Genomic DNA, 25,240 nt, shown 5'->3' on the forward strand with positions numbered 1-25,240 from the left:
GGAAGCATATGGGTAGGGTGGATTGCATCGTCCAGCTCGGTTTGAAAAAATCTAAGGTATTTGAATGTCTGGATCACGAAAAGTTGAAGCTAAATCTGGTGTGCTACGTTTTTTCAGTGGTGCCGTTGTTGCGCTGGGCCTTGCTCTTACGGGTGCTTCTGCCGGAATGGCGCAGGATGGAGCCGAGCCGGTGAAGCTGGTCGCGTTTGGCGATAGTCTGACCGCAGGCTATCAATTGCCACCTGAAGATGCCTTTCCTGTAAAGCTGGAAAAAGCCCTGCAAGAGCGAGGTTACAACATCACGATTGTGAATGCTGGTGTTTCTGGTGATACCACCTCGGGTGGCCTTTCCCGGTTGGACTGGTCCATCGGTGATGATGTTGATGGTGTGATCCTTGAGCTGGGTGCCAATGATGCGCTGCGTGGTCTGGATCCCTCAACAACCCGCAAAAACCTTGATGCAATGCTGGCTCGCTTGAGCTCCCGCGATATTCCGGTGTTGCTTGCCGGTATGATGGCGCCGCCTAATCTGGGTGATCAGTACGGTCAGGAGTTCAACTCCATTTACGGTGATCTGGCTGAAAAGCATGATGCGCTGCTTTATCCGTTCTTTCTGGACGGTGTGGCAGCGGAGCCTAAGCTGAACCTTGGCGATGGCATGCACCCGACAGGTGAGGGGGTTTCGATCATTGTCGAAAAGATCCTGCCTTCCGTTGAAATGCTCATCGAACAGACTAAATCTTAAAAGGCTGAGAGCACTCCGACTTCATGCTGGTACGCAGAGTCTGCTTTAAAGTATTGACTTACTGCGCCTTCTTGTCGGAAAAACACTGCCTACTTTTCAAAGAGCGCTTGGTGATGACCGCTGAGCCTCTTTTTCTGCCGACCTCCATCCAATGGCAGATTCAGCAGCGAATTCGGGGCGTGATCTCTTGTCTTTGGACGAGACGGGTTCAGTGTCCTCTACGCCCGGCAGAGGGGCGTGAAAAACAAGAAGCGGCCTTGGGCTGCAAACGGGGAATATATGGAATTTCGTAGATTGGGGCGTACAGACCTCAACGTCTCCAGCATCTGTCTTGGTACGATGACATGGGGTGAACAGAACACCGAAGCTGAAGGTCACGCTCAGATGGATTATGCCCTGGAGAAGGGCATCAATTTCTTTGACACCGCAGAGCTTTACGCTGTTCCGCCTAAGCCGGAGACAAAGGGGCGTACGGAAGAGATTATCGGTACCTGGTTCAAGAAATCCGGCAACCGTGACAAAGTCGTTCTGGCAACCAAGGTTGTTGGCCGTTCTGTGCAGGACTGGCACCGTAAGGATGGCTCTACCAGCCAGCTGTCCCGTGCGCAGATCATGGAAGCGGTTGATGGCAGCCTGAAGCGTTTGCAGACAGACTACATCGACCTGTATCAGCTGCACTGGCCAGACCGTAACGTTTCTGGTTTTGGTTCTGTCAGCAACATCTGGCAGGCTGTGGAGCCGGCTGAAGATGAAAACGCGATCCATGAAACCCTTGAGGTTCTGCAGGAACTGGTGAAAGCCGGTAAAGTTCGTCACATCGGTCTTTCCAACGAAAGCCCATGGGGCACTATGAAGTTTGTGCAGGAATCTGAAGCTCGTGGTCTTCCGCGCGTTCAGTCCATCCAGAATGCATATTCTCTCGTGAACCGCCTGTTTGAAGTGGGTGGCGCTGAGATTGCTCATCGTGAGAACGTTGGCTTGTTGGCTTACTCCTCACTGGCACAGGGTTATCTGACCGGTAAATACCGCAATGGCGCGTTGCCTGCTGGTGCGCGTAAGACCTTGTTCAAACGCCTTGGTCGTTATGAGAATGCATTTGGTCAGCAAGCGATTGATGCGTATTGCGATCTGGCTGCGGAACTGGGCATTGATCCTTCCGTGATGGCGCTGGCGTTTGCGCATTCCCGTTCTTTCGTGACCTCCGTAATTATCGGTGCAACCAACATGGAACAGCTGGCGACAGACATCGGTGCTGCTGATTTTGAAATCACAGAAGAGATCGAAAAACGGATCAACGAGATCCACCTGCAGTACACTAACCCTTGCCCGTAAGGGACAGGGTAACTGCTTTCGTCCTCTGACGACTAATAGGAAGCCGGAGCCTGTGAGGGGCTTCGGCTTTTTTGTGAATGGGGTTGGATAGAAAATCCCCTGATGTTCGTAGAGCTGTGATTTTCTGCTTGTACTCTGGCGCTAAACGTGAGCTAATTTATCATCTGCATTAGCGGAGGGTCCTGATATGCCTCGTCTTTTTACTGGCCTTGAGCTGCCATCGAGCACCGGGATGATGTTGAGCCTCATGCGCGGAGGACTGCGCGGCGCTCGTTGGGTCGACCCCGAAAACTACCACATCACATTGCGATTTATTGGCGACATTGATGATCGCATTGCCGATGAAGTTGCCTATGAGCTGGCGCGGGTTCATCGTGCACCGCTGACGATCAAGCTGACCGGGCTTGGAACGTTTGGGGGTAGCAAGCCTCATGCGCTTTGGGCACGTGTAGAGCCGACTCAAGAACTTGCGGAGTTGCAAGCGGAGCAAGAGCGCATTTTGCAACGTCTCGGCCTGCAAGCGGAACGTCGCAAGTATACACCGCATGTGACTTTGGCTCGTTTGAGGGGAACTTCACCCGGAGAACTGGCGCATTGGCTTGAGATGCGTGGTGAGTTTTCTGCGCCCGCGTTTACCGCTGGGCGGTTTGTGCTCTACTCTGCGAAAGCGGCAGTGGGTGGCGGACCGTATCTGGTGGAGGAGAGCTATCCGCTGGCTGCCTGATGCAGCTGGCGCAAAAGCGAAGAGGCGTGCTGGTGTTGCTCGCCTCTGCAGTTTGAGCTGCTTATGGCAGGTAGGAGGAGACCTTCTCCATCATCTGGTCGCCTTGCTGTTCCAGCCGCCACGAGGTCTGATGCACCAGCCCTGCTGCTGAGTGTGTGTCTGTGAGCTGGTAGATGTCCTTGTTGAGAAAGGCGAGAAGCTCGTCCAATTTCTCACGTGGGACATAGCTGAGAACACCTGTCACATGCGCGTAGGTCAGTGACTTCGGTTGGGGCGGAATGGTCTTACTAGCTGTTTTGACTGGATAGCGGATGAGCTTGGATTTTGGCTCATAACGCACGAGCTTGGATTTAGCTTTCAGCGGCTTCAGAGCAGACTTGGCCGGGTAGGGCTTTAGTTTGCTATCGCCCGTAATTGGCTTCAATGCATTTTTAGAAGGAGCGCTGATTTGCGTAAGGCCAGGACCGGTGGCACGGGTCTGTGTGAGTGCCCAGGTGCTGCCAGCTAAAACCAATGCTGACCCTAAGAAACAACTTGCAACAATAAGAGGCCGCAACATCGCGTTCTCCATTCCGATATAAATTAAATAAAAATTTAACTAAAATGTAGCGCGTAAATTGCATAATGCAACTGTGGATGGTGTATTTATTACCGTAAAGTTAAAATCGATAATTTGGTGCGACTGTGAGTTAATTGCATTCATCGATAAAATTAAGAAAAATTGCAAATGACCACTTTGCAGCCACAGTGTTCGGACAGAATGCTCTAATAAAAACAAAGGATAGAGGTCTGTTTTATGGGAATAGATCGACTAATCGAGCAACAAATACGCCGATCACAGATGAATGGTTCTATGGATCACCTTGAAGGTGAGGGAAAACCAATCCCCAGAAGGTCCGGGACAAACTTTGCTCGTAGTGCGCAAATGAGTGTTGTGAATGGGGCTGGTGGTAGCATTCAGGGAGAACTGACGCTGCGCCGCGAGATCTCCACATTGGAAGACCAGCTTAAAACCACGACCAAAAGTGACGAGCGTTTTGAAATAAGAAAGGCGCTCATGGATAAGCGCCTTGAACTTTCAGTTTATGAAGAAGCGCGACGCAAATAATCGCGCTTCCCTATTTGGTTAGAGCAGGTCTTACAGCTCAGTTTCGTCCAGCAGACGACGAGCGATGACCTGCGCCTGAATTTCAGCTGCACCCTCAAAGATTGAGAGAATACGTGCATCGCAGAGTACGCGAGAAATCGGGTACTCCTGTGCAAAGCCGTTACCGCCATGGATTTGCAGGGCATTATCCGCTGCTGCCCAAGCTACGCGTGCGCCAAGTAGTTTCGCCATGCCTGCTTCAAGATCACAACGTCGACCGCTGTCTTTCTCCCAAGCAGAGAAGTAGGTGAGCTGACGGGCGATCATGGTTTCGCAGGCGATGATGGCCAGCTTATCAGATACGCGCGGGAAGTTGATGAGCGATTTCCCGAACTGGATACGCTCCTGAGCGTATCGCAGGCCGAGATCCAAAGCGCACTGAGCAACGCCGATTGCGCGAGCTGCTGTCTGAATGCGGGCGGATTCGAAAGTCTGCATGAGCTGTTTGAAGCCCTGACCTTCTACCTGACCCAGCAGGTTTTCATCTTTGACTTCAAACCCGTCGAAAGCGATTTCGTATTCCTTCATGCCACGATAGCCGAGCACTTCGATCTCGCCACCAGACATGCCTTCTGCCGGGAAGGGCTCTTCGTCTGATCCGCGTGGCTTTTCCGCGATGAACATGGACAGGCCTTTGTAGCCCGGCTCTTCCGGTTTGGTGCGGGTGAGCAGGGTCATGATGTCGGCGCGGACCGGGTGCGTGATCCAGGTTTTGTTGCCGTAGACCTTCCACGTGTCGCCTTCTTTCACGGCACGGGTTTTTAGCGATGCCAGGTCGGAGCCGGTGTTTGGTTCAGTGAACACAGCTGTAGGCAGGGTTTCGCCAGAAGCAATGCGTGGCAGCCACTTGGCTTTTTGGTCCTCAGTGCCTCCACCGAGAATGAGTTCTGCTGCGATTTCGGATCGGGTGCCGAGGGAGCCGACGCCGATATAGGCGCGGGAAAGCTCTTCTGAGACCACGCACATGGACTCTTTGCCGAGGCCCATTCCGCCGAACTCTTCAGGAATTGTGAGACCGAATACGCCCATCTCAGCCATTTCGCTGATGATCTCGAGTGGGATATATTCGTTTTTCAGATGCCATTCGTGAGCAAACGGGGTGACTTTTGCTTCAGCAAACTTGCGCATTTCTTCGCGAATTTGCTCGTAGGTCTCATCCAGACCGGTTGCTCCGATGGTGGACTTGCCTTCTGCATGTTGCATGAGCTCTGCAAGGCGCGTGCGCAGGGCTGGCTGTGAGCCATCTGCGATTACGGCTTCCACTGCATCTGTGTGATGACTGTTGGCTTCTTGTCGGCTGATGCCGAGGTCTGACAAACGCAGGATCTCGCCCTGGCTCATTGGCAGGCCGCCGAAGACTTGAGCAGTGTATTCTGCAAAGCCGATGCGCAGGATCAGGCTCTCCACTTCGCCGAAGGTGCCTTCCGTTGCTAGTCGCTCTCCATAGGCGTTGAGCTGCTTGAGTGCTTCAACGTAGGTTGCGAGCCAAGCCAAACCGTGGGTGGCGCGCTGTTCCTGCTCCATGAGTGCGGAGGCAATTCTTCCATCTTTGAGTACGCGCTGTTTTACATTTTTGCGTGCGATACCCAGCAGGGCTTCAAGTGATTTAAGCGCCAGAGCACGGGTTTCTTTAGATGGTGCGTCTGCTTGTTCTAGTGTATTCACCGTTTCCGACACAGCTTGCCTCCCTCAATCCATTCGGTCATTGTGCACTGCAAACTTAAATGGGATGTGTATTTGTGCAATGCCCTAAAGGTGGGAGCTTTCTTCATGAATATTTCTTGAAGTCGGGCCTATTATCTAACTTGAAACTCACGAAGAGACAGACCAGATCAGTTTTATGAAGAAACGCGGCCTTTGGGGAAAATCGTATCAGGTGCTTGCAGATGCTCTCGGGCATTTCAACTCTGATGATGGCTATGCTGTCGCCAGCCATGTGGCTCTGTCATCTTTGATGGCTCTGTTTCCCTTCCTAATTTTTGTTGCCGCGTTCTCTGGCTTTCTCGGACTGAACTCAGTTGCTCAAAGTGCGACAGAGTTGATCTTTGATGTTTGGCCCGAGCGTGTGGCCGGTCCGGTTTCTGGTGAAATCAAAGCTGTTCTGACCCAGCCGCGTGGGGACTTGTTGACCTTTGGTGTGGTTGTCACGCTGTGGTTCTCGTCCAATGGCGTTGAGGCTATGCGGGTTGGGTTGAACCGTGCCTATCGTGTACGAGATAACCGCAGCTGGTTTTTCTGCCGGACGCAATCCATCCTCGCGGTGCTGATTGGGACGGCGGTTCTGATGGTTTCTACCTTCCTGATCGTTTTCGGGCCTCTGGCTTGGGAATGGGCGGTTCATCTGGCCCCGGTGATGGAGAAGTTCAGCTACAAGGCAAATATCGTTCGCTATGGCATTACATCTTTGCTGCTGCTGTTTGCCTTGCTGGCTGCGCATATGTATCTGCCAGCTGGTCGACGGCGCTTCCTTGAAGTGCTGCCCGGGATTGCTTTGACGATGATCCTCTGGATCGTGGCAGGTACAGCGTTCGGTGCTTATCTGGCGCGGTGGGCGAACTACGTGTCTTTATATGCCGGTCTGGCTGGTATAATGACGGCTATCATCTTCATGTATCTGACAGCCGTCATCTTTATTCTGGGCGGTGAGTTCAACGCGGCACTGATGCGGGTGCGTCGTGTGAATCAGCGCGTGGAGGGTGGTCCTTGCTTAGAGGCTGAAGACGAGAACTAAGCTTTCTGCTTTGGCCGACACACCGCGATTGCGACCACAACGATTGCCATGCCTACCAACTGTATCGCGTTGAGCGTTTCACCGAAGAGGAAGTAGCTCTCAATAGCTGCTGCAACAGGGGTGAGATAGAACAGCGTTGCTGTGGTGGAGGCTGCACCATGCTGGAGCAGGTACATGAGCAGCAATACGGCACCTACTGAGAGCACAATCACCAGCCAAGCCAGAGCGAAGATAAGATCTCCAGACCACGTGATTTCCCAGCTCTCTGTCATGGAAAGTGGCAGCGTGACGAGAAGCGCGCCGAAGTACTGGTAGAAAGTGCCTGTGACCAAATCAGTGTTCATAGGCTGGCGTTTCTGCCATGTGGTGCCGAAGGCAATGCCGAGGGTAGCAGCGAAGGCTGCTGGAACCGTCCAGAGAGGGATTTGCGCGACACCGCTTCCCATCTTTGGCAGGATGACGAGCACAATGCCAACGAAGCCGGCAGCGAGACCTGCCCATTGGCGTGGGGTGACATCTTCTTTCAGCAGAAAATAGGCGAGGGTGCCGGTGATAAAGGGTTGCAGGCCGGTGATGAGTGCTGTGACGCCTGCTGGCATGCCATTATCGATGGCCCAGAACACACCTGAGAGATATGCGCCGTGCACTAACATGCCGGTAATCACGGCGTGGATGATCTGGCTGCGGGTGAGTGCGAAGCTTCTGCCGGAGAGCCAGACGATGAGGCCCATCAACGGCAAAACCAACAGAAAGCGCATGCTGAGAAAGGCGAAGGGCTCAGAATAAGGGGCACCAAGCGCGCGCCGATGAAACCCGTCGACCAGAGCAAAACGAAAATAATGGGAACTAACTTAGTGAATGAGAGCAATGGTGTGTCTTATTTTTAAGCGTCTTTGGCACATGACGCTGGGTGGGATGAGCAACAAAATCATTTGTGCGATGCATTATTTGTAATCTTTAAACGATTTGAACCTATACCTGTGAGTAATAATTAAAAATACTATTAGTAATTTTATCGGTACAGGGGTCTCCGATGCGAGTAGATTGGAAGCGGGCTATTTCATCTACGGGAAATAGATTTTTCTCGTCCACCCGGAATGCAAGTATTCGGTTTCGGGCAATTACACTGGGTATTCTGACACTTATCGGTTTCGGTGGTGTTGGGCTGGTTTATCTTTGGGGTCAGCAGCAAACGGAAGCCGCCTTCCAGCAGTCCAAGGATTACACCGAGCTTGCTGAGTTGAGTCAGGCAATTGCCATTACGGCGGGCGTCCTGCAATCCACCCAAAAAGATTATGAAAATGTGCCGAGCGATAGCCTGAAGAGCCGATTCGACGAGCTTGTTGGCGAAGCGCAGAAGGAACTGCAGGAGCTGAATGCGCTTCCTGTTGCCATGGATTACTTCCTGGAAATTTCTGACGCACGCGACACGATTGATGCGATCAGTGGCGCTTTTGAGATGCTGCACGGTTATCAGTCCACGCTTGGCTATGATGCAGACCGAGGTTTGCAAAAGGAACTTTCCGCTTCACTTTCACAGGCGGAAGCCGCGGTAAAACAGAAGCATCGACGCAGCAAAGACCCCAATACGCTGAAGTTGATGCATACGTTTAGTGATCTGGCGCGTGCGCAGCTGGATTATGCGATCACTGGGAGCCAGAATTCTCAGGGCGCTTTTGAAGTGGCGTTCTCCCGCTATGAGCGCACCATTCCCCGAGCACAGATTGACCCGGCTGTGGCCGAGAAGGTCAAAACCAACATGGCGGCCTATAAAAAGGCGTTTGAGGCGTACACCAAGCTTATGACAAGCGGGCAACCAGCTCAGAGCTGTTGGCGAACTTGTTCGATCTTCTGCCACCACGCCTGAATGATTTGAAGAACTCTGCTGTACAGGGCGCAAGTGATGCGCAGGCGCGCTTGACCGAGACGACCCAGCAGACCAACCTTTATCTAGGCGTTGCCGTTGGTGGTATTGCGCTGACGCTGTTTATTCTCGGATCGCTGCTGATTTTCGGCATTCTGCGCAATCTGAATGCGCTGCGTAATGCCATGGCGCTGTTGGCGAAGAACGACCTTTCTGCGGTTATTCCCCTCAATAAAGGTGGCAAAGAAATCTCTGCGATGGCGCAGACGCTGCAGGTGTTCCGCGACAACATTGAAGAACGCCGCAAGCTGCGTGAACAGCAGGATCATGAAAACTCTGAAAAGCAAGCACGAGCCGAGCAGGTTGATACGCTCATTATGGGCTTTGAGCAGACCGTTGCCGAGGCTCTGAACAGCTTGCACAGTGCTGCTGATGGTCTGGGTGAAGCTTCTAATGATGTGGGATCTGCTGCTGACAATGTTTCGAAAGAAGCTGAGTCTGCTGGCCGTGCGGTTGAGAATGCAGCGGAGAATGTTTCCAGTGCGTCTGCTGCCACAGAAGAACTGGCTATGTCCATCAACGAGATTGCCGGGCAGGCTGAGCAGTCGACCCGTGTTGCAGACCGTGCTGTTGAAGGTTCCAAGGCAACTGCTGAGACTATGAGTCTGCTGAGTGATGCAGCCAACCGTATTGGTGAGGCCGTTGGCCTTATCCGTGACATTGCAAACCAGACCAACCTTCTTGCGCTGAATGCGACCATTGAAGCGGCGCGTGCAGGTGAACATGGCAAAGGCTTTGCGGTGGTGGCCTCTGAAGTGAAGATGCTGGCGAACCAGACCTCACAGGCAACTGAAGAGATTGCACAGCAGGTCGGCTCTATTCAGGAAGCTTCTGCGGAGGCTGTTGGGGCAATTGGTGATGTGAGCGATGTTATTCACGAGATGAGCCAGATTGCTTCTGCGGTTGCTGCTTCTGTTGAACAGCAGAATGCGGCTATTCAGGCGATCACGGAAAACGTGGCGAATGCGACGCAGAGCTCTCAGCAGGGTGCCAATGCGATGCAGATGGTTGAGAATGCTTCTGATAACGCACGCAGCACCGGCGATACGGTCTCTGATTTGGCGGATGCGCTTTCGCGGCAGGCTGACCACATCAACAACACTGTTGGTGCATTCCTTGAAAAAGTGCGTGCTGCCTAAAGATCTTCACAAATTATCATTTTAAATGTGGCGCTTGCCTCTGGTGTTTGCCGGAGCTAAGCGCCACATTGCTTTTGCGGTACGGGTTTGTTGAGCAAAGCAGGCAGCACGGCTGTGAGGTGCTGTCTTTCTGCGGCTAATACGGGTTTTGAGAATGATAAATAAGATTGTTGTGGTGGGCGCTGGACAGGCAGGTGTGCAGGCCGCGCAAACTCTTCGACAAAAGGGATATGAAGGTGAGCTCGTGATGCTTGGCAACGAGCCGCAGCCACCTTATCAACGCCCGCCGCTTTCCAAGAAGTTTCTGAGTGGCGAAGTGGAGCCGGATGCGCTGTTCATTCGCCCGGAAGCGTTTTATGAGATGAACAACATTGACCTAAAGCTGAATGCGCAGGTTGATCGTATTGATCTGGAAAATAAGAGCGTCACTCTGGCGAGTGGTGAAGCGGTAAGCTGGGATAAGCTGCTGCTGGCAACCGGAACCCGTGCTCGCGACCTGCCTCTGCCGGGTGCTGATCTGGAAGGCGTTGTGACGCTACGCTCCATCGGTGATGTTGAGCTGATTAAGAAGCTATTTGCTCCTGGCAAGAAACTGGTTGTTATCGGTGGTGGTTACATCGGCCTTGAAGTAACCGCTGTTGCAAAAGGTATGGGGCTGGATGTTGTTGTGCTGGAAGCACAGGAGCGTTTGTTGAAGCGTGTTGTTTCACCGGATGTATCCTCTTTCTTCCATAATTTGCATGCCGGCCGTGGTGCTGAACTGCATTGCGGAACTGGTGTGACCAGTATTGAAGGCGAAGACGGCAAGGTTACAGGTGTGAAGCTTGCTGATGGTACCGAGCTGCCATGTGATCTGGTGCTTTCTGCCGTCGGTGCTGTTCCAAACTCTGAACTTGCTGCTGCCGCTGGCCTTGATGTGGATGATGGCATTCTTGTCGATGGGGCAGGGCAGACATCTCATGAAGATGTTTATGCATGTGGTGACTGTGTGCGCTTCTTCTCAGAGCGTTATGGCAGAAGCATTCGGCTGGAGAGCGTGCAGAATGCGATTGATCAGGCGAAGGCTGTTGCTGTTGCCCTGACCGATCCTGCAAATGACCACAGCCATGATTATGATCCACTGCCGTGGTTCTGGTCCGATCAACATAACATCAAGCTGCAGATCGCTGGTCTTTCCAATGGGTATGATGAGGCTGTGCTGGTTGGCGATACCAGTGCTGACAGCTTCTATGTGGCGTATCTGGAGAAGGGCAAGCTGATCGCGGTTGATAGCATCAATCACCCACGCTCACATATGATGGCACGTCGTGTGATTGGACAGGAGTGGAAGGAAGGTCTGCTTCCACCTGCATAAGTTCAGAAACAGAAAAGCGTGCCAGAAGTTTTCCGGCACGCTGATTGATGAGCGAAGCTCCATCCTTGATGGGGCTTTTTGTTAGCGTGTGTTTTCCAGAATAAGCCGGATAACTTCCTGTGGGATCTCCATATGGACCATGTGGCCAACACGATCGAAGACGTGGCAGGCGATTGGGCCTGGCAGTTTGTGGCATTGGCGCGTTGGCAGGATCTTGTCCTGTGTGCCCCACACCACTTTGATTGGCATCGGTAGCTCGCCCAGCTTGTCTGTTGGCAGTACGCCTTGGCTTTCACCTTCCAGAATTAGCCCGGAAACCGCTTTCAGTGCTTCAGCTGCACCTGGAGTTGAACGTTGGGTGGCAACGTAATCGGCCAGCTTTCTAGGAAGCTCAAACTCAAGACCAACGAACTGTTCCAGCAACACCTGCTGTTCTGCTTCGGTTTGCCCGACTGCGTAGCGGCGCAGGAGTTTGGCGTTGATTTCCGGACCGAAACCACCAGGGGCCAGTAGGGTAAGGCTTGCGATGCGTTCTGGACTGCGCATTGCAATTAGTGCTGCGATTGCGCCGCCCATGCTATGGCCGACCAAATGGACACGATCGAGCTTCAATGCATCAAGAGACTTCACGACCGCTTTGGCAGAGCCAACAGCGTTGCATGGCTCAAAGTCTGCAAGTGCGCGACCGTGGGCCGGCAGATCGAAGGCTATCGTGCGGCGTTTGTTTTCTAATTGGACTTGAATATTGCGCCATGTGCTGGCGTCACCGCCAAAGCCATGGATGAAAATAATTGGTTCTGCGCTTTCAGGACCAAAGGCCGTGAAAGGCAGGCAGGTTACATCTTGGATACTATCGATATTCATATAAGGCCTCCCATTAAGCGTATTATATGCCCCTTTCATTCGGAGGTTTACCTGTGACTTAGGCTAAGGCAGGATTTTTTTATCAGCATAAGGACTGATGAATTTGGATGAAAATTTTGCTCGGCCTCGCAAAATTTCAAAAAAGTGAAACAATTGACCCGCGGAAATGAGGTTTTGCTTGGATATCGATTATCAGATGTTGATAATCAGTCTCAGTTTGAAACATATGGAAGCTCAGAGGGCCGAGAAAATTTTTGGTAGAGTTTATTCTTTCTCGGTGCTGATTCATTTTTAAAATTCGACAAGTCCCGCAGGTCAGGGACTACTGCCAATTTCAGGGGGTGACGATGCGAGGACATCTTCGCAAGGGAATATTTGCTGTCATTTGTACGTTGGTTAGCTTTGTATTCGTGGCACCAGCAAGCGCGGGCAAGCTGTGGAATCCAGAGACACGCCAATGGGACATCTTCCCGGATACTCCTGCCATGGCATCCAGCTCTGCGCGCCGTAAATACAAGCGCAAGCTGATTACTTACCGCACAAATGAGAAGCCAGGTACCATCATTATTGATACCGATAAGCGCTACCTCTATCACGTACAGGACAACGGCAAAGCGATGCGTTATGGCATCGGCGTTGGTCGTGAAGGTTTTGAGTGGAATGGTACTGAGCGTATCACCCGTAAAGCGAAGTGGCCGGGCTGGACTCCGCCAGAAGAAATGCGCCGTCGTGAAGCGAAAAAGGGTCGCATTCTGCCGCGTTACATGAAGGGTGGTCCAGACAATCCACTGGGTGCACGTGCGCTCTACCTAGGTGCTACGATCTATCGTATTCACGGTACTACCGAAGACTGGAGCATCGGCCACGCGGTATCTTCAGGCTGCATCCGTATGTTCAACGAAGATGTTTCCTACCTGTATGAGCAGGTGGACATTGGTGCAAAGGTTATCGTGAACTGATCACGAGTGACATGTGAAGCGAATGAAACCCGGGGCGACCCGGGTTTTTTGTTGGGCTGGTTGACTTGCTTACTTGTAACCATCTGAAACGGGGCGGCAACAGCCTTTGAGAGTGACCGGCTTTTGTCCCGGCTGAGTGACCGTGGCAACGGCTTCGCCCCAGACGAATGAGTCCAATGGCGTGAAGGTGCACTGCTTTTCGGTGATCGTCATCTGAAGCTCGATGCCTTTGTCGCCTGCTTTTAAAAGCGTTGCGTTCTTGTCATTCTCCGCTGTGACAGACTGGAAGGGCACGCGGTGGAGCAGGCCGATGATGTTGGAGTAGGTGACGACGTTGGAGTTCCATTCAATGCTCCAGGACGGTTCAGTTCCGCCGCATACACCAAGCACAGGAAGATCAGTGCCTGAGAATGGAACGGGGACTGCGGCTTTCAGTTTGTCTGCATGGACCCAGCCCTCAATCTCTCCGATGCTGACATGCTGCCAGCGTGTATCGTCAATCTGTTTTTCCTCACCACTTGAGTTCAGGATCGTATCGCCCGGCAGCTGCACGATGACTGCTGCTTCATCAGAGGGCGCATCGTAGATCGAGAGTAGGGCGCCGAGGCTTTGGTCGACTTGGCTGTAGTAACCGGGGTGGACCTGTTGGGATTGGTCGGCGCCGGACTGATCTGAGCTTGTGTCGGAAGACGGGACTTGATCCTGCTCTTGATTGTCCGAGGTATCTGATTGAGCTGCAGCAGGTAGTGCGAATATGCTTATTGAAAACCCACCCACTAACATTAATGTTAGAAGCTGACGGGCTGCATTTTTCAAGACAGTTGAGGCCATCTCTTGCTCCTGATGGCTGCGGTTGGGGACGCGCCATTCTTGTTGTTTTCGCAGGAGCCTAGCAAAGTTTCGCCTAGGAAAGCTTAAGTTGTGTTGTGCGGTTCTACTGAAGCTCTTAGGGGAGGTTGAGTGGTTGTTTTCTACTTTGCGCTGAGCTTGTGCCTCAAATTACTGGTTGTCTGATGATGGTCTTTCTCTTTTGTGAGGCGGTTCGAGTTGGGTCGTCCAGATAGATTTGATGATGGAAGCCGTTGGGTTTCAGATCGTGTTCTGGCAGGAAATCCTGGTAGAGCTTGGTGTTGATCTCTTCCAGCTCCTCATAGGGCCCTTTATGCAGGATTTGGACTGAGCGACCTTCTTTCATGACTTCTCTGCGCAGTGTTGTAGGCTTTTCTCCCAGTCTCCCAACTGCGGTTTCAACGCCTTGTTCGAAGAGGGCGTCATCGGTCCAATGAGGCAAGACGATCATCAAACGCCATTTTAACTTATCTTTGTTTCTAAGGATGAGATCACTCATATCATCGGCCCACCACAGGCATTCCAAAGGTGGTTCTGCAAAGCGTTTTCCCATCCGCTTCTTTGCATCCTGTTTGATGGGGTAGATCGTGGTGAAAAGCCATTTGATTGCTTTGGCAAAGACCTCGCCTTCAGGGTTGCCATCACCATCAATCACAGCAAATTGCATGTCGGGAACATCGACAAACGTGAAATGGTCGCTTGGTGGGCGGTATAGTTCATAGAGCCTGTCTCTGAAATCGGTTGTCGTCATAGCTGTGTCCTCATGTGTTCCATGGTTTGCAGGTCATGTAGTCCAGAGTTTTCTGAAGCCAGTCGGCCTCTGATTTGAGCTGAGCGATGGAGTAGTCGAAGAGGGTATCGATGTGGTCGGGCAAGGGTTGTTGATCTAATTGGATGCCTTCAATTCGGGTGATTTCTTCCTGGATTGCCTTGTTGCGCTGGTTTAGAGCGTCGAGAGCTTGCTCGCGTTGTAAGGCAGGCCAGTGGATCATACCCATGAGTAGGGATGAGTATGTTGGGCGGACTGTGGTGAGAGCTGAGAGTGTTTGGGTGATGAGAGCTTGTTGGCCAGCCTCTGTCATGAGGTAGCTCTTCTTCGCTTTCGTACCAGCTGGTTTTTCAGCAGTGACGAGGCCTTTCTTTTCCAGCTTGCCGAGAACGAAGTAGATGGAGGAGAAGCCGATTTGCGTCCATTCGCGCATGCCGCGCTGTTCGATAATCTGTTCCAGCTCATAGCCGTGGCGAGGCATTTCGGAAACGAGACCGAGGACGAGAAGTTCGCTGTCAGTGAGGCTCTCAGACATACTATTCTAGCCTTAGAATAAGATCATATTCTAGTACTAGAATATATGTGCTCGAGTCGTCAATCTTTGGCTTTTGAGACTTGGCTGGATGGAAGCTGTTAGTGTTTGCGTGTGACCATCACTAGCATGTTGTCGCGTAGGCTTACGTGTTGACGATAGAGTAGCAAGCAGCGGCAGTTGAACTCGTTCTCGCGCTTTTGGAAATACTCGGCATAGCGATGGATGTCGTGCCGATTCACATCTTCAATCATATAGACGCCGTTGCTTGCGAGCAGGTCTATGATGTTCTCAAAGAAGACAACCCCGGCCTCGAAATGATGCAGGCCGTCATCAATGATCAGGTCAAAAGGCTCCGGCTTTGCATTGCTTTTGAAGTTGGCGATGCTTTCAGGGCTAGTCTGGTCCACCTGATAGGTCTGAATGCGGCTGTCGGTGAACAGGCATTTCTCATCGATATCGACACCAGTGATCTCGGCGTTGGGGAAGTAATCTCGCCAGACGCGGAGGGATGCACCGGGTTTCCCTTCTTTGCCCATGTTGGACAGGCAGCTGGTGTCATTGGTGCCGATGCCGCACTCCAGCACGTTCGTGATCTTGTCGCGGCAATGGTCAAAGATCATACTGTAGAAGTCTGTGTAGGTGTGAGGCTCCCAGTTGAACTGAGTGGTCTCTGGACAGTTGGTGCCTTTGTCGCTGCCGTAGACGTCACAAAGTTGCGCCAGATAGCTGTTTTTGGCGGGGGCATAGAATGCTTCAATGCGCTGCCCCAGGTGCTCCTCTACCGATGCTCGTGTCTTTTCCAGTTTGGTTTTGGGAGTGAGCTGTCGGAGGACCTTGTTAAAGGCGAGCGTGCTTGTGGTGTTCATGATTGCCGCGTCTTGCAAGTTGGTGCTGAGAGGTGCGTAGATTAGCATTCTCAGGCGTTTGGAATACTCCCACCTTTCTGGTGCGGATTTCCTTGGAGCAAGATTGAGTGGGCATTGCGCAATAAAAAAGGGCCACCGAAGCAGCCCTTTTCTAAATCAATGATTGCCGGATCAGACGAGTGCGCCGTGGCAATGCTTGTACTTTTTGCCAGAACCACATGGGCAAGGCTCGTTGCGACCTACGCGACCCCATGTTTCAGGGTCTTCTGAGTCTCGGCCTTCTGGTGCAGATGCAGCGCGCGCATCTGCCAGTTGGCGATCAGCTTCAGCCATTTCATCTTCACCAGTCAGTGGATTGGTGTGATGTGCTTCCATGTGAGCCGGCATCTGAGGTGTTTCAGGTGCCTGCTGCTGAACCAGTTCAACATGCATCAGCTGGCTTGTTGTGGTCTGGCGCAGAGTGCTCAGCATGTTTTCGAAGAGAGTGAAGGACTCAGTTTTGTATTCCTGAAGAGGATCACGCTGAGCGTAACCGCGCAGGCCAACTGCTGAGCGCAGGTGGTCAAGGTTCGCCAGGTGCTCACGCCACAGATTATCAATGGTCTGAAGCAGAACTGCACGCTCGATCTGACGCATGATGTCAGGACCGTAGTTTGCAGCCTTTGCAGCCATCACTTCGTTGGCTTCTTTCTTCAGGCGCGTGGTTACTTCTTCGTCCGCGATGCCTTCCTCGTTTGCCCAATCAACGATTGGCAGATCGAGGTTCAGCTTGGTGCGAACTTCTTCCTTCAGGCCTTCAGTATCCCACTGTTCTGGGTAGGCACGTTCCGGAATGTGTGCTGCAACGAGGTCTTCAACGAACTCTTCGCGCATTTCTGCTACGGCTTCCTGAGTGACTTCTGGATCCATCATTTCGAGACGCTGATCGAAGACAACTTTACGCTGGTCGTTCATCACATCATCGAACTTCAGCAGGTTCTTACGAATGTCGAAGTTGCGTGCTTCCACTTTCTGCTGAGCTTTTTCGAGCGCCTTGTTGATCCAAGGGTGAACGATTGCCTCGCCTTCCTGCAAACCGAGCTTCTGAAGCATGGAGTCCATGCGCTCAGAACCGAAGATGCGCATCAGGTCATCCTGCAGAGACAGGAAGAACTTGGAGTGCCCAGGGTCACCCTGACGACCGGAACGACCACGCAGCTGGTTGTCGATGCGGCGGCTTTCGTGGCGCTCAGTTGCAACAACGTAAAGGCCACCAGCTTCAAGAGCTTTTTGCTTCAGCTCTTCAACTTCTTTCTTGATGGCTTCTTCTTTAGCGGTGCGATCTGCGCCTTCAGGCATGTCACCAAGCTCGTTCGCAACGCGCATTTCAACGTTACCACCGAGCTGAATGTCGGTACCACGGCCTGCCATGTTGGTTGCAATGGTCACAGCGCCCGGCACACCTGCCTGTGCGATGATGCTTGCTTCCTGCTCATGGTAACGCGCGTTCAGAACTGCAAAGACTTTCTGCTTGCCAGCGGACTTTGCGTAGTCAGCAAGTGCCTTTGGATCAGAAACGTCGATCTGCTTGTAACCATGCTTCATGAGAAGCTCAGCCAGCAGCTCGGACTTTTCGATGGATGTGGTGCCAACCAGAACTGGCTGACCGCGTTCGTGACAGTCGTCAACCAGCTCCATGATCGCGTTGTATTTCTCAGCGACGGTGCGGTAGACTCATCGTCGTCGTCAATACGCTGCACAGGAACGTTGGTTGGAATGTCAACAACATCCAGGCTGTAGATGTCCATGAATTCTTCCGCTTCGGTCATCGCTGTACCGGTCATGCCAGCAAGCTTGTCGTACATGCGGAAGTAGTTCTGGAATGTAATAGACGCGAGGGTCTGGTTCTCTGGCTGGATCGCAACTTTTTCTTTTGCTTCCAGAGCCTGGTGAAGGCCTTCAGAGAAACGACGACCTGGCATCATACGACCGGTGAACTCGTCAATGATGACGACTTCGTCGTTGCGTACGATGTAGTCTTTATCGCGCTGGAACAGTTTGTGAGCTTTCAGGCCCTGCTGCAGGTGGTGTACCGCTGTGACGTTTTCCACATCATAAAGCGAATCACCTTTCAGGAGGTCAGCTTCAGACAAGAGTTGCTCTAGCTTCTCGTTACCTGCTTCAGTGAAGGTAGCGGAGCGAGCTTTCTCATCAATCTCGAAGTCCTCATCTACAAGCTTAGGAATGAAGGCATCGATGGCATTGTAGAAATCGGTGCGGTCTTCCAGAGGACCGGAGATGATCAGCGGTGTACGTGCTTCGTCGACGAGGATGGAGTCCACCTCATCCACGATTGCAAAGTGATGCGGACGCTGCACCATGGACTCACGATCGTACTTCATGTTGTCACGAAGGTAATCGAAGCCGAATTCGTTGTTGGTACCGTAAGTTACGTCAGCGGCATAAGCTGCTTTACGTTCTTCATCGGAAATGCCGTGAACGATGAGACCGGTTGTTAGGCCGAGGAAGCGATAGATCTGGCCCATCCACTCAACGTCACGAGAGGCGAGGTAATCGTTCACGGTTACAACGTGAACACCCTTACCGCTCAATGCGTTAAGGTATACTGGTGCGGTTGCCACAAGGGTTTTACCTTCACCGGTACGCATTTCGGTGATTTCACCAGCATGAAGAACCATGCCGCCGATGAGCTGTACATCGTACTGACGAAGGCCAAGAACACGGCGAGATGCTTCACGCACAACAGCAAAAGCAGGGACGAGGAGATCATCCAGCTTTGCGCCATTTGCAAGCTGCTCACGGAACTCGTCTGTTTTGGCTTTCAGCTGATCATCCGTCAGAGCTTCCATTTCTGGCTCTAAAGCATTGATAGCAGCTACTTTAGGCTTGAGTGTCTTGATCCGACGGTCGTTAGCAGAACCAAATATTTTTCGAGCGAGTGCGCCGAGCCCCACCATGTGGCGGTCCTTCCTCTGTTGGGCGCGCCGGTTGTTTCACGTCGCGGCCGGGCCCTAAAAAACTTCACATTCGTGATCTATCCAGTCAAAACTCTGTGGTTCTGACATGAGTCACAGCATATTAAGCACCTGCGCGTAAAAAAGCAGGCGACAGAGAGATAAGAGTGGGCTCAAGGGTTGTCAACGGCAGTTGCCGTCGCAACATAAAGCTTTGTTGTTTTGCAACTCTTTTTAAACTCTCCATAAACAGGAAAGAAAGAGATCTTATGCTTCGTAAATTTACAGGGATCCTCGGCAGCTCAGTTGCAGTTGCTGCACTGGCCATTAGCCTGAATGTTGCTCAGGCACAGGATGCAGACACTGCACCTGATCTAGACAAGCCAGTTGCCAAGGTCGGAAACAGCGTTATTACCGAAGCAGATCTTGCTTATGCCGCGCAGGACTATGCGCAGCAGCTGCAGCGTGTTCCTCCAACCGAATGGCGCAAGGTTTTGACCGACGTGCTGGTGGAGATGAAACTGCTGGCTGAGGCTGGTGAGGAAGAAAAACTCGCAGAAACTGACGACTTTAAACGCCTGATGGCATTTGAACGTACTCGTGCGCTGCGTAATGCCTACTTCCAGAAGTACATTCAGAGCGCGATTACTGAAGATGAAGTCAAGGCTGCTTATGACGCTGAGTATGCCAACTACCAGGGCGCGCCTGAGATCAATGCAGCTCATATCCTTGTAGAAAAGGAAGATGAAGCAAAGGAAATCATCAAGCAGCTTGAAGGTGGTGCGGACTTTGCCGAACTTGCAAAAGAGAAGTCTACCGGTCCTTCCGGCCCTAACGGTGGTGACCTCGGTTTCTTCGGTAAAGGCCAGATGGTTCCTGAGTTTGAAACCGCTGCTTTTGCTCTGAAACCAGGCGAGTTCACAAAAGAGCCTGTGCAAACACAGTTTGGTTACCACGTCATTTTGAACAAGGAAGCCCGCACTCAGCCAGCGCCAACTCTGGAAGCTGCTGAAGGTCAGATCCGTCAGGAGCTGGTTCTCGCGAAATTCCGTGAAGTGCTTGAAGAGCTGAAAGCCAAGAACACTGTGGAAATCATTGGCGCAGATGCTGATGAAGCGAAGGCTGAAGAAAGCAAGTAATAGGCATCTGCTTATTAGCTCTGCTGATTATTGAAATAAAACATCTTGTTTTTGTAGCCCCGGATGGCTTAGGCCTTCCGGGGCTACTTTTTTGATGCATTGGCATTGTTATCTTCGGGAGGTTTTCATGTCCGCGACTATTTCTCCACTCGCACCCAAGTCTTACCCTGAGCTTCCGGAAGTTAAGGGCGTTCGAATGGCGACGGCTGCAGCTGGGTTGAAGTACGAAGGGCGTACTGATGTTCTTCTCGCAGTGTTTGATGAGCCTGCTCAGATTGTCGGTGTGTTCACAAAATCCAAATGTACCAGTGCGCCGGTGGACTGGTGTAAGCAGAACCTTTCCAAGGGTGTTGCTCGTGCGATTATGGTCAACTCCGGTAATGCGAATGCGTTTACTGGGAAGAAGGGACTAGCCTCTGTTCAGCTGTCTGCAGATATCCTGTCTAAGGCGACGGGCTTTGCTGCTGATGAGTTGTACCTTGCCTCTACTGGTGTGATTGGTGAGCCTCTTCCGGCTGAGAAGTTTGCAGATGTTGCAGATAGCCTTGTGACTGATGCTATTGCTGACAAGTGGATGGATGCTGCTAAAGCGATCATGACCACAGACACCTATCCAAAGCTGAGCACCCGAAGTGTGAAGCTGGGTGAGGCGACAGTGACCTTGAACGGTATCGCGAAAGGCGCGGGTATGATCGCGCCTGACATGGCGACCATGCTTGGCTTCCTGTTCACTGACGCTCCAATCAAAGCACCTGCCTTGCAGAGCTTGCTTTCTGAGTGTGTAGGCGGCTCCTTTAACTCCATCACCGTTGATAGTGATACATCCACCTCGGACACCGTGCTGCTTGCTGCTACTGGTTCTGCAAGTGATGAATGGATTGAAGATGCTGCGGATCCACGTCTTGTTGAGTTCCGCGAAGCTCTCTCCAGCATGATGCTTGAGCTGGCACAGATGATCGTGCGTGATGGGGAAGGGGCAACCAAATTCGTTGAAGTGAAGGTGGAAGGTGCTGAGAGCGATGCCTCTGCCAAGCGGATCGCGATGGCGATTGCTAACTCTCCACTGATGAAAACTGCTTTTGCCGGTGAGGATGCGAACTGGGGCCGCGTCGTTATGGCTGTTGGTAAAGCTGGTGAGCCTGCAGATCGTGATCGATTGGCGATCTGGTTTGGTGACATCCGCGTAGCAGTTGATGGTGAGCGAGATCCAGACTACAGCGAAGATGAAGCTTCCGCAGTCATGAAAGAAGATGAGATCGTCCTGAAGGTTGATCTTGGCATTGGAAATGGCAGCGCGACTGTGTGGACATGCGATCTCACCAAGGAGTATGTGGCAATCAATGGTGACTACAGAAGCTAAGCGGGTTCAACCTCGCCAACCAAACTGCGATCTGGAAACAGTTTTGAAGCTGGAGCAGGCGAACCTGAACTGCTTTCCAAGCTTAATGACGCATCATGATGGGAGCTGGATTTCCCGGCTCTCACCAGGTGGAAGCGCTCGCCGCAATAACTCGCTGAACTTTTATGATGTTAATGATGGCGATGAAGCTGAAGAGCGGCTTGTTGCAGCTCGTCAACGCTTTAAGAAGCGCGATGTGGCTTTTCACATACGTTGGACGCCGTTGGTTCCAGCAGATGTAGATCAGGTTCTGACTGAGCAAAACTACACGCGGCTTGATGAAACGCTTGTGCTGTCCCGGTCCATCTGGGTTCTTGGTGATACTGATGTGCCCAAGGGCTACAAGCTCAGTGAAGTCTCTCTTGATGAGTGGATCAGAACATATGCGCTGGTTGGTGGCGCGCAGCCGGGTGCGCCTCTTGATGCTACGGTGCAAGCACTTCACGATGTGCTTTCCAGAGTTGCTGTTGAGCTGGTTGCGCTGGTCGTGGAAACTGATGATGGCATCCCCGCAGCAGTTCTTCTTGGTGTTGTCGACGGTGATATGCTTGGCATCTTTAGTGTAGCAACTGCAGAAGCCTACCGCCGGCAAGGATTGGCTTATGCGTTGATGTGTGAAGTGCAGCGGCTTGGTGCCGAACGAGGGGCCGAGACAGCGTGGCTGCAAGTGGTTGCTGAGAATGCGCCTGCAGTAGAGCTCTACGATTCCCTTGGATATCGGGAAGCCTATGCCTATCACTACTGCCGAGACGCCCAGCCTTAAGAAAATCAGTAAAATTTCACTCGGGATCTTTGGTATGGTTTCTAAAAGGTTTTCAGGGTGGTCCTTTGTGAAACGGGAAAATAAATGAAAATTGTGATGGTTGCGGCGTGTGCCTCATTGATGAAGACAACCGCATTCTGCTTGCTCAACGTCCCGAAGGGAAATCAATGGCGGGATTCTGGGAGTTTCCGGGCGGTAAGATTGAAAGCAATGAAACGCCAGAGGATTGTCTGATCCGTGAATTATCCGAGGAGCTCGGAATTACGGTTAAAAAAGAGTGCCTTGCTCCCCTTAGTTTCGCTAGCCACACTTACGAAGATTTTCATCTGCTGATGCCACTTTACGTTTGTAGGCGATGGTCGGGCACACCTCATGGGGCAGAGGGGCAGAACCTGAAATGGGTACGGGCAGTTCGTTTGCGTGATTATGACATGCCACCAGCAGATGAGCCGCTGATCCCGCATCTAATCGACCTTGTGTCTTATTAGCGGGAGATCACGGAGAACAAGAGGCAGTAATGGCGTTAAATGAGAAAGCGTATCACAATCAAAAAAGTGGTTTTACGATTGCTCATATGACGGAAGACGAGCGCGGTGCCGCAGCTGTTGAATACGCCATTCTCGCCGGTTTGATTGTTCTTGCCATTGTTGCAAGCCTGACTGCAATCAGCAGCACGATCTCCGACAACTTTCAGTTCATTTCTGACACTCTGCTGTCTGCTGTATCCGGCTAAATCAGGATTTGATCTCTTTCGTTCCCAATGCTTCGGCCAGGCTGTGTTTTGCAGAGCCTGGCTTTAATGGTTTTTGTTGGGATTCGTGTGGAGCCCAGCCGGAGAGGGATGCGAAGGTGAAGGTGGCGTGGATGCGGCCGTCAGCGTCTGAGTAATCTTGAGCGTAGATCTCCGCAGCTCTCATAAACACCTTCTTGCTTGTTAGGGTCTTCAGACGTTCTTTGAGAGGGTTTGTTGTACCCATTGCACGTAGATCTCGGATCAGATCGAACATGGTGTCATATCTGACAGTGAGGCGGTCAACATCGCTCACAGGAAGTGCGAAGCCTGCACGTTGGAGGAGGCCGCCCAGATCTCTGGTATCTGCAAACGGGATCACGCGTGGAGAGACGCCTTCGCTTACTTCCATTTCAGCGCGCATGAGACAGTCACGGAGCTCAGCCAGAGTATCTGTTCCTAACAGAAGACCGAGGAAAAGACCGTCAGGCTTCAAGGATCGTTTAATCTGAATGAGGGTGCCTGGCAGATCGTCGAGCATTTGCAGATTCAAAGTGGAGACAATCAGGTCCACGCTTTCTGGTGCAAATGGCAGAACTGCGTCGTCCACGATCATGTCTGGCTTGGGGAGGTTCGGGTCGGCGGCGAAGAGATCTGCGCGGAGAAGGTGTTTTACCTTTCCGGAACTCTTCAAGACCTCAAACACATGTCCGGTATGTCCACCTAGGTCGATACCGGTTTCAAACTCTCTGCTGATGAACTCCAGGCGGTCCTGAAGATCTGTAGCAGCTGCTTTCATGAGAAAGTCAGCGCCGTCTTGCGCTCTCTTTAACGCAGTCATGCGCCGGTGTGCGATGAGGTTACGATCAAAGAGAGTATGTTCGCTCATGAGGGCGCCTTTGGCCAGAGTGTGCTGTGCGCACTATTGGAAGTTATATCCCCATTGAACATGGGGTGATGTCCATGGAAGGCTTTGTTAGCCTAATTCATCTGCAGATATATACGGTGAGCATAGATGGGCGACAAGTTTTCTTCTCTGGAATGGTTGCCTGATGCAGTGGAAAGAGCAGAGCTGCCTGACAAGCACCGATTGAAAGATCTCAAGCTGCTTCCTTATTTGAAGCGTAGCCTCAGTTTCGTTTTGGATGCATTGTTTCCTCACTGCTGCCCGGTTTGTAGCGAGCTGGTGCAAGGTGAGGGAGGCTTGTGTCTGTCGTGTTGGCAGAAGCTTGATTTGATTTCAGCGCCATACTGCGAGCGGCTCGGAGTGCTTTTACATTATGAACTTGGCCCAAATGCCTGGAGCGCAGCTGCGCTTGTAAACCCTCCTGATTATGAGCGGGCGCGGGCTGCGGCTTTGTATAATGGGCCGGCACAAGAGCTGGTGAAGCGCTTCAAGTTCTATGGTGAGATCCGATTATCCAAGTTTCTTGCGGGCTGCATGCTGAACCCAGGGGCAGACCTGGTTACAGCTGAGAGTTTTCTTGTTCCTGTTCCATTACATAGCTCACGATTGCGAGAGCGGACCTATAATCAGTCTGCTTTACTTGCTCGCGAGATACAAAAGCATCTTGGTGGGCGGAGTTTGCTGGATGGGTTGGTTCGCACGCGCAAGACCAATCAGCAGGTGGGGCTTAAGCGGGGAGCGCGGACAGCTAATGTGAAAGGAGCCTTTGAAGTTTCAGAGTATTTTCTTGCGAAGGTTTCCGGTGCGCATGTGGTGTTGGTTGATGATGTGCTGACAACCGGTGCAACTGTTGAAGAGTGCACGCGTGTTTTGAAAGCAGCGGGTGCAAAGCAAGTTGATGTACTGGTTTTTGCGCTGGTAGATCCTGAAAATCTGTCTGACTATAATGCTTAGCTGCTGTTGAAACGGCGTTTTGTATGCTTGATATAACCAAGTGATCAACTTGAGTTGAGGTGGACTTGCGGTTTATTTGGCTGTGAGCCATATAGACTTCAGTTTTGATGGCTGAATTTTATTGGCCTTCGCTGTGTATCCAAAGGACAAAAATATGGCTCAAGTTACTATCTACACCCGTGACATGTGCGGTTACTGTGCTCGTGCAAAAAGACTTCTTGATGAGAAGGGTGTTGACTATAAAGAATTCAACTACAGCGAAGATCCTACAATCCGTAAGGAAATGATTTCCAAGGCGAACGGTGCGAACACCTTCCCGCAGATCTTCATTGGATCAGAGCATATTGGTGGTTGTGATGACCTGTTTGCGCTGGAGCGTCGTGGCCACTTGGATGGTCTGCTAAGTGCTGATATTTAAAGAAGCTTAGGAAGCGTATTACACACTGCGCTTTGAAA

At 51.8% G+C, this 25,240-nt stretch carries 24 protein-coding genes and 3 pseudogenes; 17 read left to right on the plus strand and 10 right to left on the minus strand.

All coding sequences use genetic code 11. The features are described 5' to 3' along the window. Positions 1-64: 64 nt before the first annotated feature. The 3 genes from JCM12308_RS24880 to thpR all read left to right on the plus strand — a co-directional run bounded on the left by JCM12308_RS24880 (position 65) and on the right by thpR (position 2,801). A complete protein-coding gene (locus JCM12308_RS24880) occupies positions 65-745 on the plus strand; it encodes an arylesterase (protein ID WP_054785430.1) in 681 nt (226 codons plus the stop codon). 279 nt (positions 746-1,024) lie between these two features. Then, complete coding sequence (locus JCM12308_RS24885) at positions 1,025-2,077, plus strand: aldo/keto reductase (RefSeq protein ID WP_054785455.1); 1,053 nt, start codon at positions 1,025-1,027, stop codon at positions 2,075-2,077. A gap of 187 nt (positions 2,078-2,264) precedes the next feature. Beyond that, positions 2,265-2,801 (plus strand): RNA 2',3'-cyclic phosphodiesterase, encoded by a 537-nt coding sequence (thpR, locus tag JCM12308_RS24890; protein WP_054785431.1) that lies wholly within the window; start codon positions 2,265-2,267, stop codon positions 2,799-2,801. A gap of 61 nt (positions 2,802-2,862) precedes the next feature. Here the strand turns inward: thpR and JCM12308_RS24895 are convergent, their stop codons facing one another. Beyond that, positions 2,863-3,360 (minus strand): hypothetical protein, encoded by a 498-nt coding sequence (locus tag JCM12308_RS24895; RefSeq protein WP_208608869.1) that lies wholly within the window; start codon positions 3,358-3,360, stop codon positions 2,863-2,865. A 237-nt stretch (positions 3,361-3,597) separates the two neighbouring features. On the opposite strand from JCM12308_RS24895, the gene JCM12308_RS24900 reads away from it, so the two are divergent. After that, positions 3,598-3,909, plus strand: coding sequence for a DnaJ family domain-containing protein (locus JCM12308_RS24900; protein ID WP_083416766.1), 312 nt, complete (start codon positions 3,598-3,600; stop codon positions 3,907-3,909). A 30-nt stretch (positions 3,910-3,939) separates the two neighbouring features. Here JCM12308_RS24900 and JCM12308_RS24905 read toward each other — a convergent pair whose 3' ends face one another. Then, on the minus strand, positions 3,940-5,613 hold the full coding sequence (locus tag JCM12308_RS24905; RefSeq protein WP_037037428.1) for an acyl-CoA dehydrogenase family protein: 1,674 nt from the start codon (positions 5,611-5,613) through the stop codon (positions 3,940-3,942). A gap of 175 nt (positions 5,614-5,788) precedes the next feature. On the opposite strand from JCM12308_RS24905, the gene JCM12308_RS24910 reads away from it, so the two are divergent. Continuing rightward, the gene (locus JCM12308_RS24910; protein WP_008550676.1) at positions 5,789-6,679 is read left to right on the plus strand and encodes a YihY/virulence factor BrkB family protein; all 891 of its coding nucleotides are present in this window, start codon (positions 5,789-5,791) and stop codon (positions 6,677-6,679) included. Here JCM12308_RS24910 and JCM12308_RS24915 read toward each other — a convergent pair. Beyond that, positions 6,676-7,437, minus strand: a complete 762-nt coding sequence (locus JCM12308_RS24915; RefSeq protein ID WP_208978930.1) for a DMT family transporter — start codon at positions 7,435-7,437, stop codon at positions 6,676-6,678. The two genes, JCM12308_RS24910 and JCM12308_RS24915, sit on opposite strands and share 4 nt — an antisense overlap. Before the next feature lie 275 nt (positions 7,438-7,712). Between JCM12308_RS24915 and JCM12308_RS31030 the strand changes: the two genes are divergently transcribed. The 3 genes from JCM12308_RS31030 to JCM12308_RS24925 all read left to right on the plus strand — a co-directional run bounded on the left by JCM12308_RS31030 (position 7,713) and on the right by JCM12308_RS24925 (position 11,096). Next, on the plus strand, positions 7,713-8,546 hold the full coding sequence (locus tag JCM12308_RS31030) for a hypothetical protein (protein ID WP_208978931.1): 834 nt from the start codon (positions 7,713-7,715) through the stop codon (positions 8,544-8,546). Then, positions 8,510-9,742 (plus strand): methyl-accepting chemotaxis protein, encoded by a 1,233-nt coding sequence (locus JCM12308_RS31035; protein WP_208978932.1) that lies wholly within the window; start codon positions 8,510-8,512, stop codon positions 9,740-9,742. The genes JCM12308_RS31030 and JCM12308_RS31035 overlap by 37 nt, the downstream gene beginning before the upstream one ends. Positions 9,743-9,896: 154 nt before the next feature. Beyond that, on the plus strand, positions 9,897-11,096 hold the full coding sequence (locus JCM12308_RS24925; RefSeq protein WP_054785433.1) for an NAD(P)/FAD-dependent oxidoreductase: 1,200 nt from the start codon (positions 9,897-9,899) through the stop codon (positions 11,094-11,096). Positions 11,097-11,177: 81 nt separating this feature from the next. On the opposite strand, the gene JCM12308_RS24930 is transcribed toward JCM12308_RS24925, so the two are convergent. Further along, entirely contained in the window at positions 11,178-11,960 is a 783-nt protein-coding gene (locus JCM12308_RS24930; RefSeq protein ID WP_008550137.1) for an alpha/beta fold hydrolase, read from the minus strand. A 347-nt stretch (positions 11,961-12,307) separates the two neighbouring features. Between JCM12308_RS24930 and JCM12308_RS24935 the strand changes: the two genes are divergently transcribed. Continuing rightward, positions 12,308-12,919: a L,D-transpeptidase gene (locus JCM12308_RS24935; protein ID WP_041767733.1), complete on the plus strand. Its 612-nt coding sequence runs from the start codon at positions 12,308-12,310 to the stop codon at positions 12,917-12,919. Between the two features lie 69 nt (positions 12,920-12,988). Here the strand turns inward: JCM12308_RS24935 and JCM12308_RS24940 are convergent, their stop codons facing one another. The 5 genes and pseudogenes from JCM12308_RS24940 to secA all read right to left on the minus strand — a co-directional run bounded on the left by JCM12308_RS24940 (position 12,989) and on the right by secA (position 18,895). Next, positions 12,989-13,750, minus strand: a complete 762-nt coding sequence (locus JCM12308_RS24940) for an SH3 domain-containing protein (protein WP_054785434.1) — start codon at positions 13,748-13,750, stop codon at positions 12,989-12,991. A gap of 163 nt (positions 13,751-13,913) precedes the next feature. Continuing rightward, positions 13,914-14,519 carry a GyrI-like domain-containing protein gene (locus JCM12308_RS24945; RefSeq protein ID WP_054785435.1) on the minus strand — a complete coding sequence of 202 codons (606 nt, stop codon included), beginning with the start codon at positions 14,517-14,519 and terminating at the stop codon, positions 13,914-13,916. A 10-nt stretch (positions 14,520-14,529) separates the two neighbouring features. Continuing rightward, a complete protein-coding gene (locus tag JCM12308_RS24950) occupies positions 14,530-15,072 on the minus strand; it encodes a PadR family transcriptional regulator (protein WP_054785436.1) in 543 nt (180 codons plus the stop codon). 98 nt (positions 15,073-15,170) lie between these two features. After that, the gene (locus JCM12308_RS24955) at positions 15,171-15,986 is read right to left on the minus strand and encodes a class I SAM-dependent methyltransferase (protein ID WP_054785437.1); all 816 of its coding nucleotides are present in this window, start codon (positions 15,984-15,986) and stop codon (positions 15,171-15,173) included. A 123-nt stretch (positions 15,987-16,109) separates the two neighbouring features. After that, a pseudogene (gene secA / locus JCM12308_RS24960) lies at positions 16,110-18,895 on the minus strand (preprotein translocase subunit SecA). Between the two features lie 266 nt (positions 18,896-19,161). Here secA and JCM12308_RS24965 point away from each other — a divergent pair. From JCM12308_RS24965 to JCM12308_RS24985, 5 genes and pseudogenes are all read left to right on the plus strand, one after another. Beyond that, complete coding sequence (locus tag JCM12308_RS24965) at positions 19,162-20,031, plus strand: peptidylprolyl isomerase (protein ID WP_054785438.1); 870 nt, start codon at positions 19,162-19,164, stop codon at positions 20,029-20,031. A gap of 127 nt (positions 20,032-20,158) precedes the next feature. Next, a complete protein-coding gene (gene argJ, locus JCM12308_RS24970; RefSeq protein WP_054785439.1) occupies positions 20,159-21,391 on the plus strand; it encodes a bifunctional glutamate N-acetyltransferase/amino-acid acetyltransferase ArgJ in 1,233 nt (410 codons plus the stop codon). Beyond that, entirely contained in the window at positions 21,372-22,193 is an 822-nt protein-coding gene (locus tag JCM12308_RS24975; protein ID WP_054785440.1) for a GNAT family N-acetyltransferase, read from the plus strand. The genes argJ and JCM12308_RS24975 overlap by 20 nt, the downstream gene beginning before the upstream one ends. Positions 22,194-22,277: 84 nt before the next feature. After that, a pseudogene (gene mutT, locus JCM12308_RS24980) lies at positions 22,278-22,681 on the plus strand (8-oxo-dGTP diphosphatase MutT). Positions 22,682-22,710: 29 nt separating this feature from the next. Continuing rightward, positions 22,711-22,926 (plus strand): Flp family type IVb pilin, encoded by a 216-nt coding sequence (locus tag JCM12308_RS24985; RefSeq protein ID WP_041767730.1) that lies wholly within the window; start codon positions 22,711-22,713, stop codon positions 22,924-22,926. A 1-nt stretch (position 22,927) separates the two neighbouring features. Here the strand turns inward: JCM12308_RS24985 and JCM12308_RS24990 are convergent, their stop codons facing one another. Continuing rightward, complete coding sequence (locus JCM12308_RS24990) at positions 22,928-23,812, minus strand: methyltransferase domain-containing protein (RefSeq protein WP_054785441.1); 885 nt, start codon at positions 23,810-23,812, stop codon at positions 22,928-22,930. 126 nt (positions 23,813-23,938) lie between these two features. On the opposite strand from JCM12308_RS24990, the pseudogene JCM12308_RS31940 reads away from it, so the two are divergent. The 3 genes and pseudogenes from JCM12308_RS31940 to grxC form a co-directional block, all read left to right on the plus strand. Then, positions 23,939-24,190 (plus strand): annotated as a pseudogene (locus JCM12308_RS31940) (double zinc ribbon domain-containing protein); the annotation flags it as partial. Beyond that, positions 24,191-24,784: a ComF family protein gene (locus JCM12308_RS24995; protein WP_208978933.1), complete on the plus strand. Its 594-nt coding sequence runs from the start codon at positions 24,191-24,193 to the stop codon at positions 24,782-24,784. A gap of 154 nt (positions 24,785-24,938) precedes the next feature. After that, positions 24,939-25,202, plus strand: a complete 264-nt coding sequence (gene grxC, locus JCM12308_RS25000) for a glutaredoxin 3 (protein ID WP_008550285.1) — start codon at positions 24,939-24,941, stop codon at positions 25,200-25,202. Positions 25,203-25,240: the final 38 nt, after the last annotated feature.

This window comes from Pseudovibrio denitrificans JCM 12308 (assembly GCF_001310815.1).
GTDB lineage: Bacteria > Pseudomonadota > Alphaproteobacteria > Rhizobiales > Stappiaceae > Pseudovibrio > Pseudovibrio denitrificans.

What these genes read in the sequence shown, in the direction of transcription:
- argJ (WP_054785439.1), top strand. Translation starts at nt 20,159, where the DNA reads ATGTCCGCGACTATTTCTCCACTCGCACCCAAGTCTTACCCTGAGCTT.
- JCM12308_RS24985 (WP_041767730.1), top strand. Translation starts at nt 22,711, where the DNA reads ATGGCGTTAAATGAGAAAGCGTATCACAATCAAAAAAGTGGTTTTACG.
- JCM12308_RS24965 (WP_054785438.1), top strand. Translation starts at nt 19,162, where the DNA reads ATGCTTCGTAAATTTACAGGGATCCTCGGCAGCTCAGTTGCAGTTGCT.
- JCM12308_RS24940 (WP_054785434.1), bottom strand. Translation starts at nt 13,750, where the DNA reads ATGGCCTCAACTGTCTTGAAAAATGCAGCCCGTCAGCTTCTAACATTA.
- JCM12308_RS24885 (WP_054785455.1), top strand. Translation starts at nt 1,025, where the DNA reads ATGGAATTTCGTAGATTGGGGCGTACAGACCTCAACGTCTCCAGCATC.
- JCM12308_RS24950 (WP_054785436.1), bottom strand. Translation starts at nt 15,072, where the DNA reads ATGTCTGAGAGCCTCACTGACAGCGAACTTCTCGTCCTCGGTCTCGTT.
- JCM12308_RS31030 (WP_208978931.1), top strand. Translation starts at nt 7,713, where the DNA reads ATGCGAGTAGATTGGAAGCGGGCTATTTCATCTACGGGAAATAGATTT.
- JCM12308_RS24910 (WP_008550676.1), top strand. Translation starts at nt 5,789, where the DNA reads ATGAAGAAACGCGGCCTTTGGGGAAAATCGTATCAGGTGCTTGCAGAT.
- JCM12308_RS24930 (WP_008550137.1), bottom strand. Translation starts at nt 11,960, where the DNA reads ATGAATATCGATAGTATCCAAGATGTAACCTGCCTGCCTTTCACGGCC.
- JCM12308_RS24880 (WP_054785430.1), top strand. Translation starts at nt 65, where the DNA reads ATGTCTGGATCACGAAAAGTTGAAGCTAAATCTGGTGTGCTACGTTTT.
- grxC (WP_008550285.1), top strand. Translation starts at nt 24,939, where the DNA reads ATGGCTCAAGTTACTATCTACACCCGTGACATGTGCGGTTACTGTGCT.
- JCM12308_RS24895 (WP_208608869.1), bottom strand. Translation starts at nt 3,360, where the DNA reads ATGTTGCGGCCTCTTATTGTTGCAAGTTGTTTCTTAGGGTCAGCATTG.
- JCM12308_RS24900 (WP_083416766.1), top strand. Translation starts at nt 3,598, where the DNA reads ATGGGAATAGATCGACTAATCGAGCAACAAATACGCCGATCACAGATG.
- JCM12308_RS24935 (WP_041767733.1), top strand. Translation starts at nt 12,308, where the DNA reads ATGCGAGGACATCTTCGCAAGGGAATATTTGCTGTCATTTGTACGTTG.
- JCM12308_RS24945 (WP_054785435.1), bottom strand. Translation starts at nt 14,519, where the DNA reads ATGACGACAACCGATTTCAGAGACAGGCTCTATGAACTATACCGCCCA.
- thpR (WP_054785431.1), top strand. Translation starts at nt 2,265, where the DNA reads ATGCCTCGTCTTTTTACTGGCCTTGAGCTGCCATCGAGCACCGGGATG.
- JCM12308_RS24925 (WP_054785433.1), top strand. Translation starts at nt 9,897, where the DNA reads ATGATAAATAAGATTGTTGTGGTGGGCGCTGGACAGGCAGGTGTGCAG.
- JCM12308_RS24915 (WP_208978930.1), bottom strand. Translation starts at nt 7,437, where the DNA reads ATGCGCTTTCTGTTGGTTTTGCCGTTGATGGGCCTCATCGTCTGGCTC.
- JCM12308_RS24955 (WP_054785437.1), bottom strand. Translation starts at nt 15,986, where the DNA reads ATGCTAATCTACGCACCTCTCAGCACCAACTTGCAAGACGCGGCAATC.
- JCM12308_RS24990 (WP_054785441.1), bottom strand. Translation starts at nt 23,812, where the DNA reads ATGAGCGAACATACTCTCTTTGATCGTAACCTCATCGCACACCGGCGC.
- JCM12308_RS24975 (WP_054785440.1), top strand. Translation starts at nt 21,372, where the DNA reads ATGGTGACTACAGAAGCTAAGCGGGTTCAACCTCGCCAACCAAACTGC.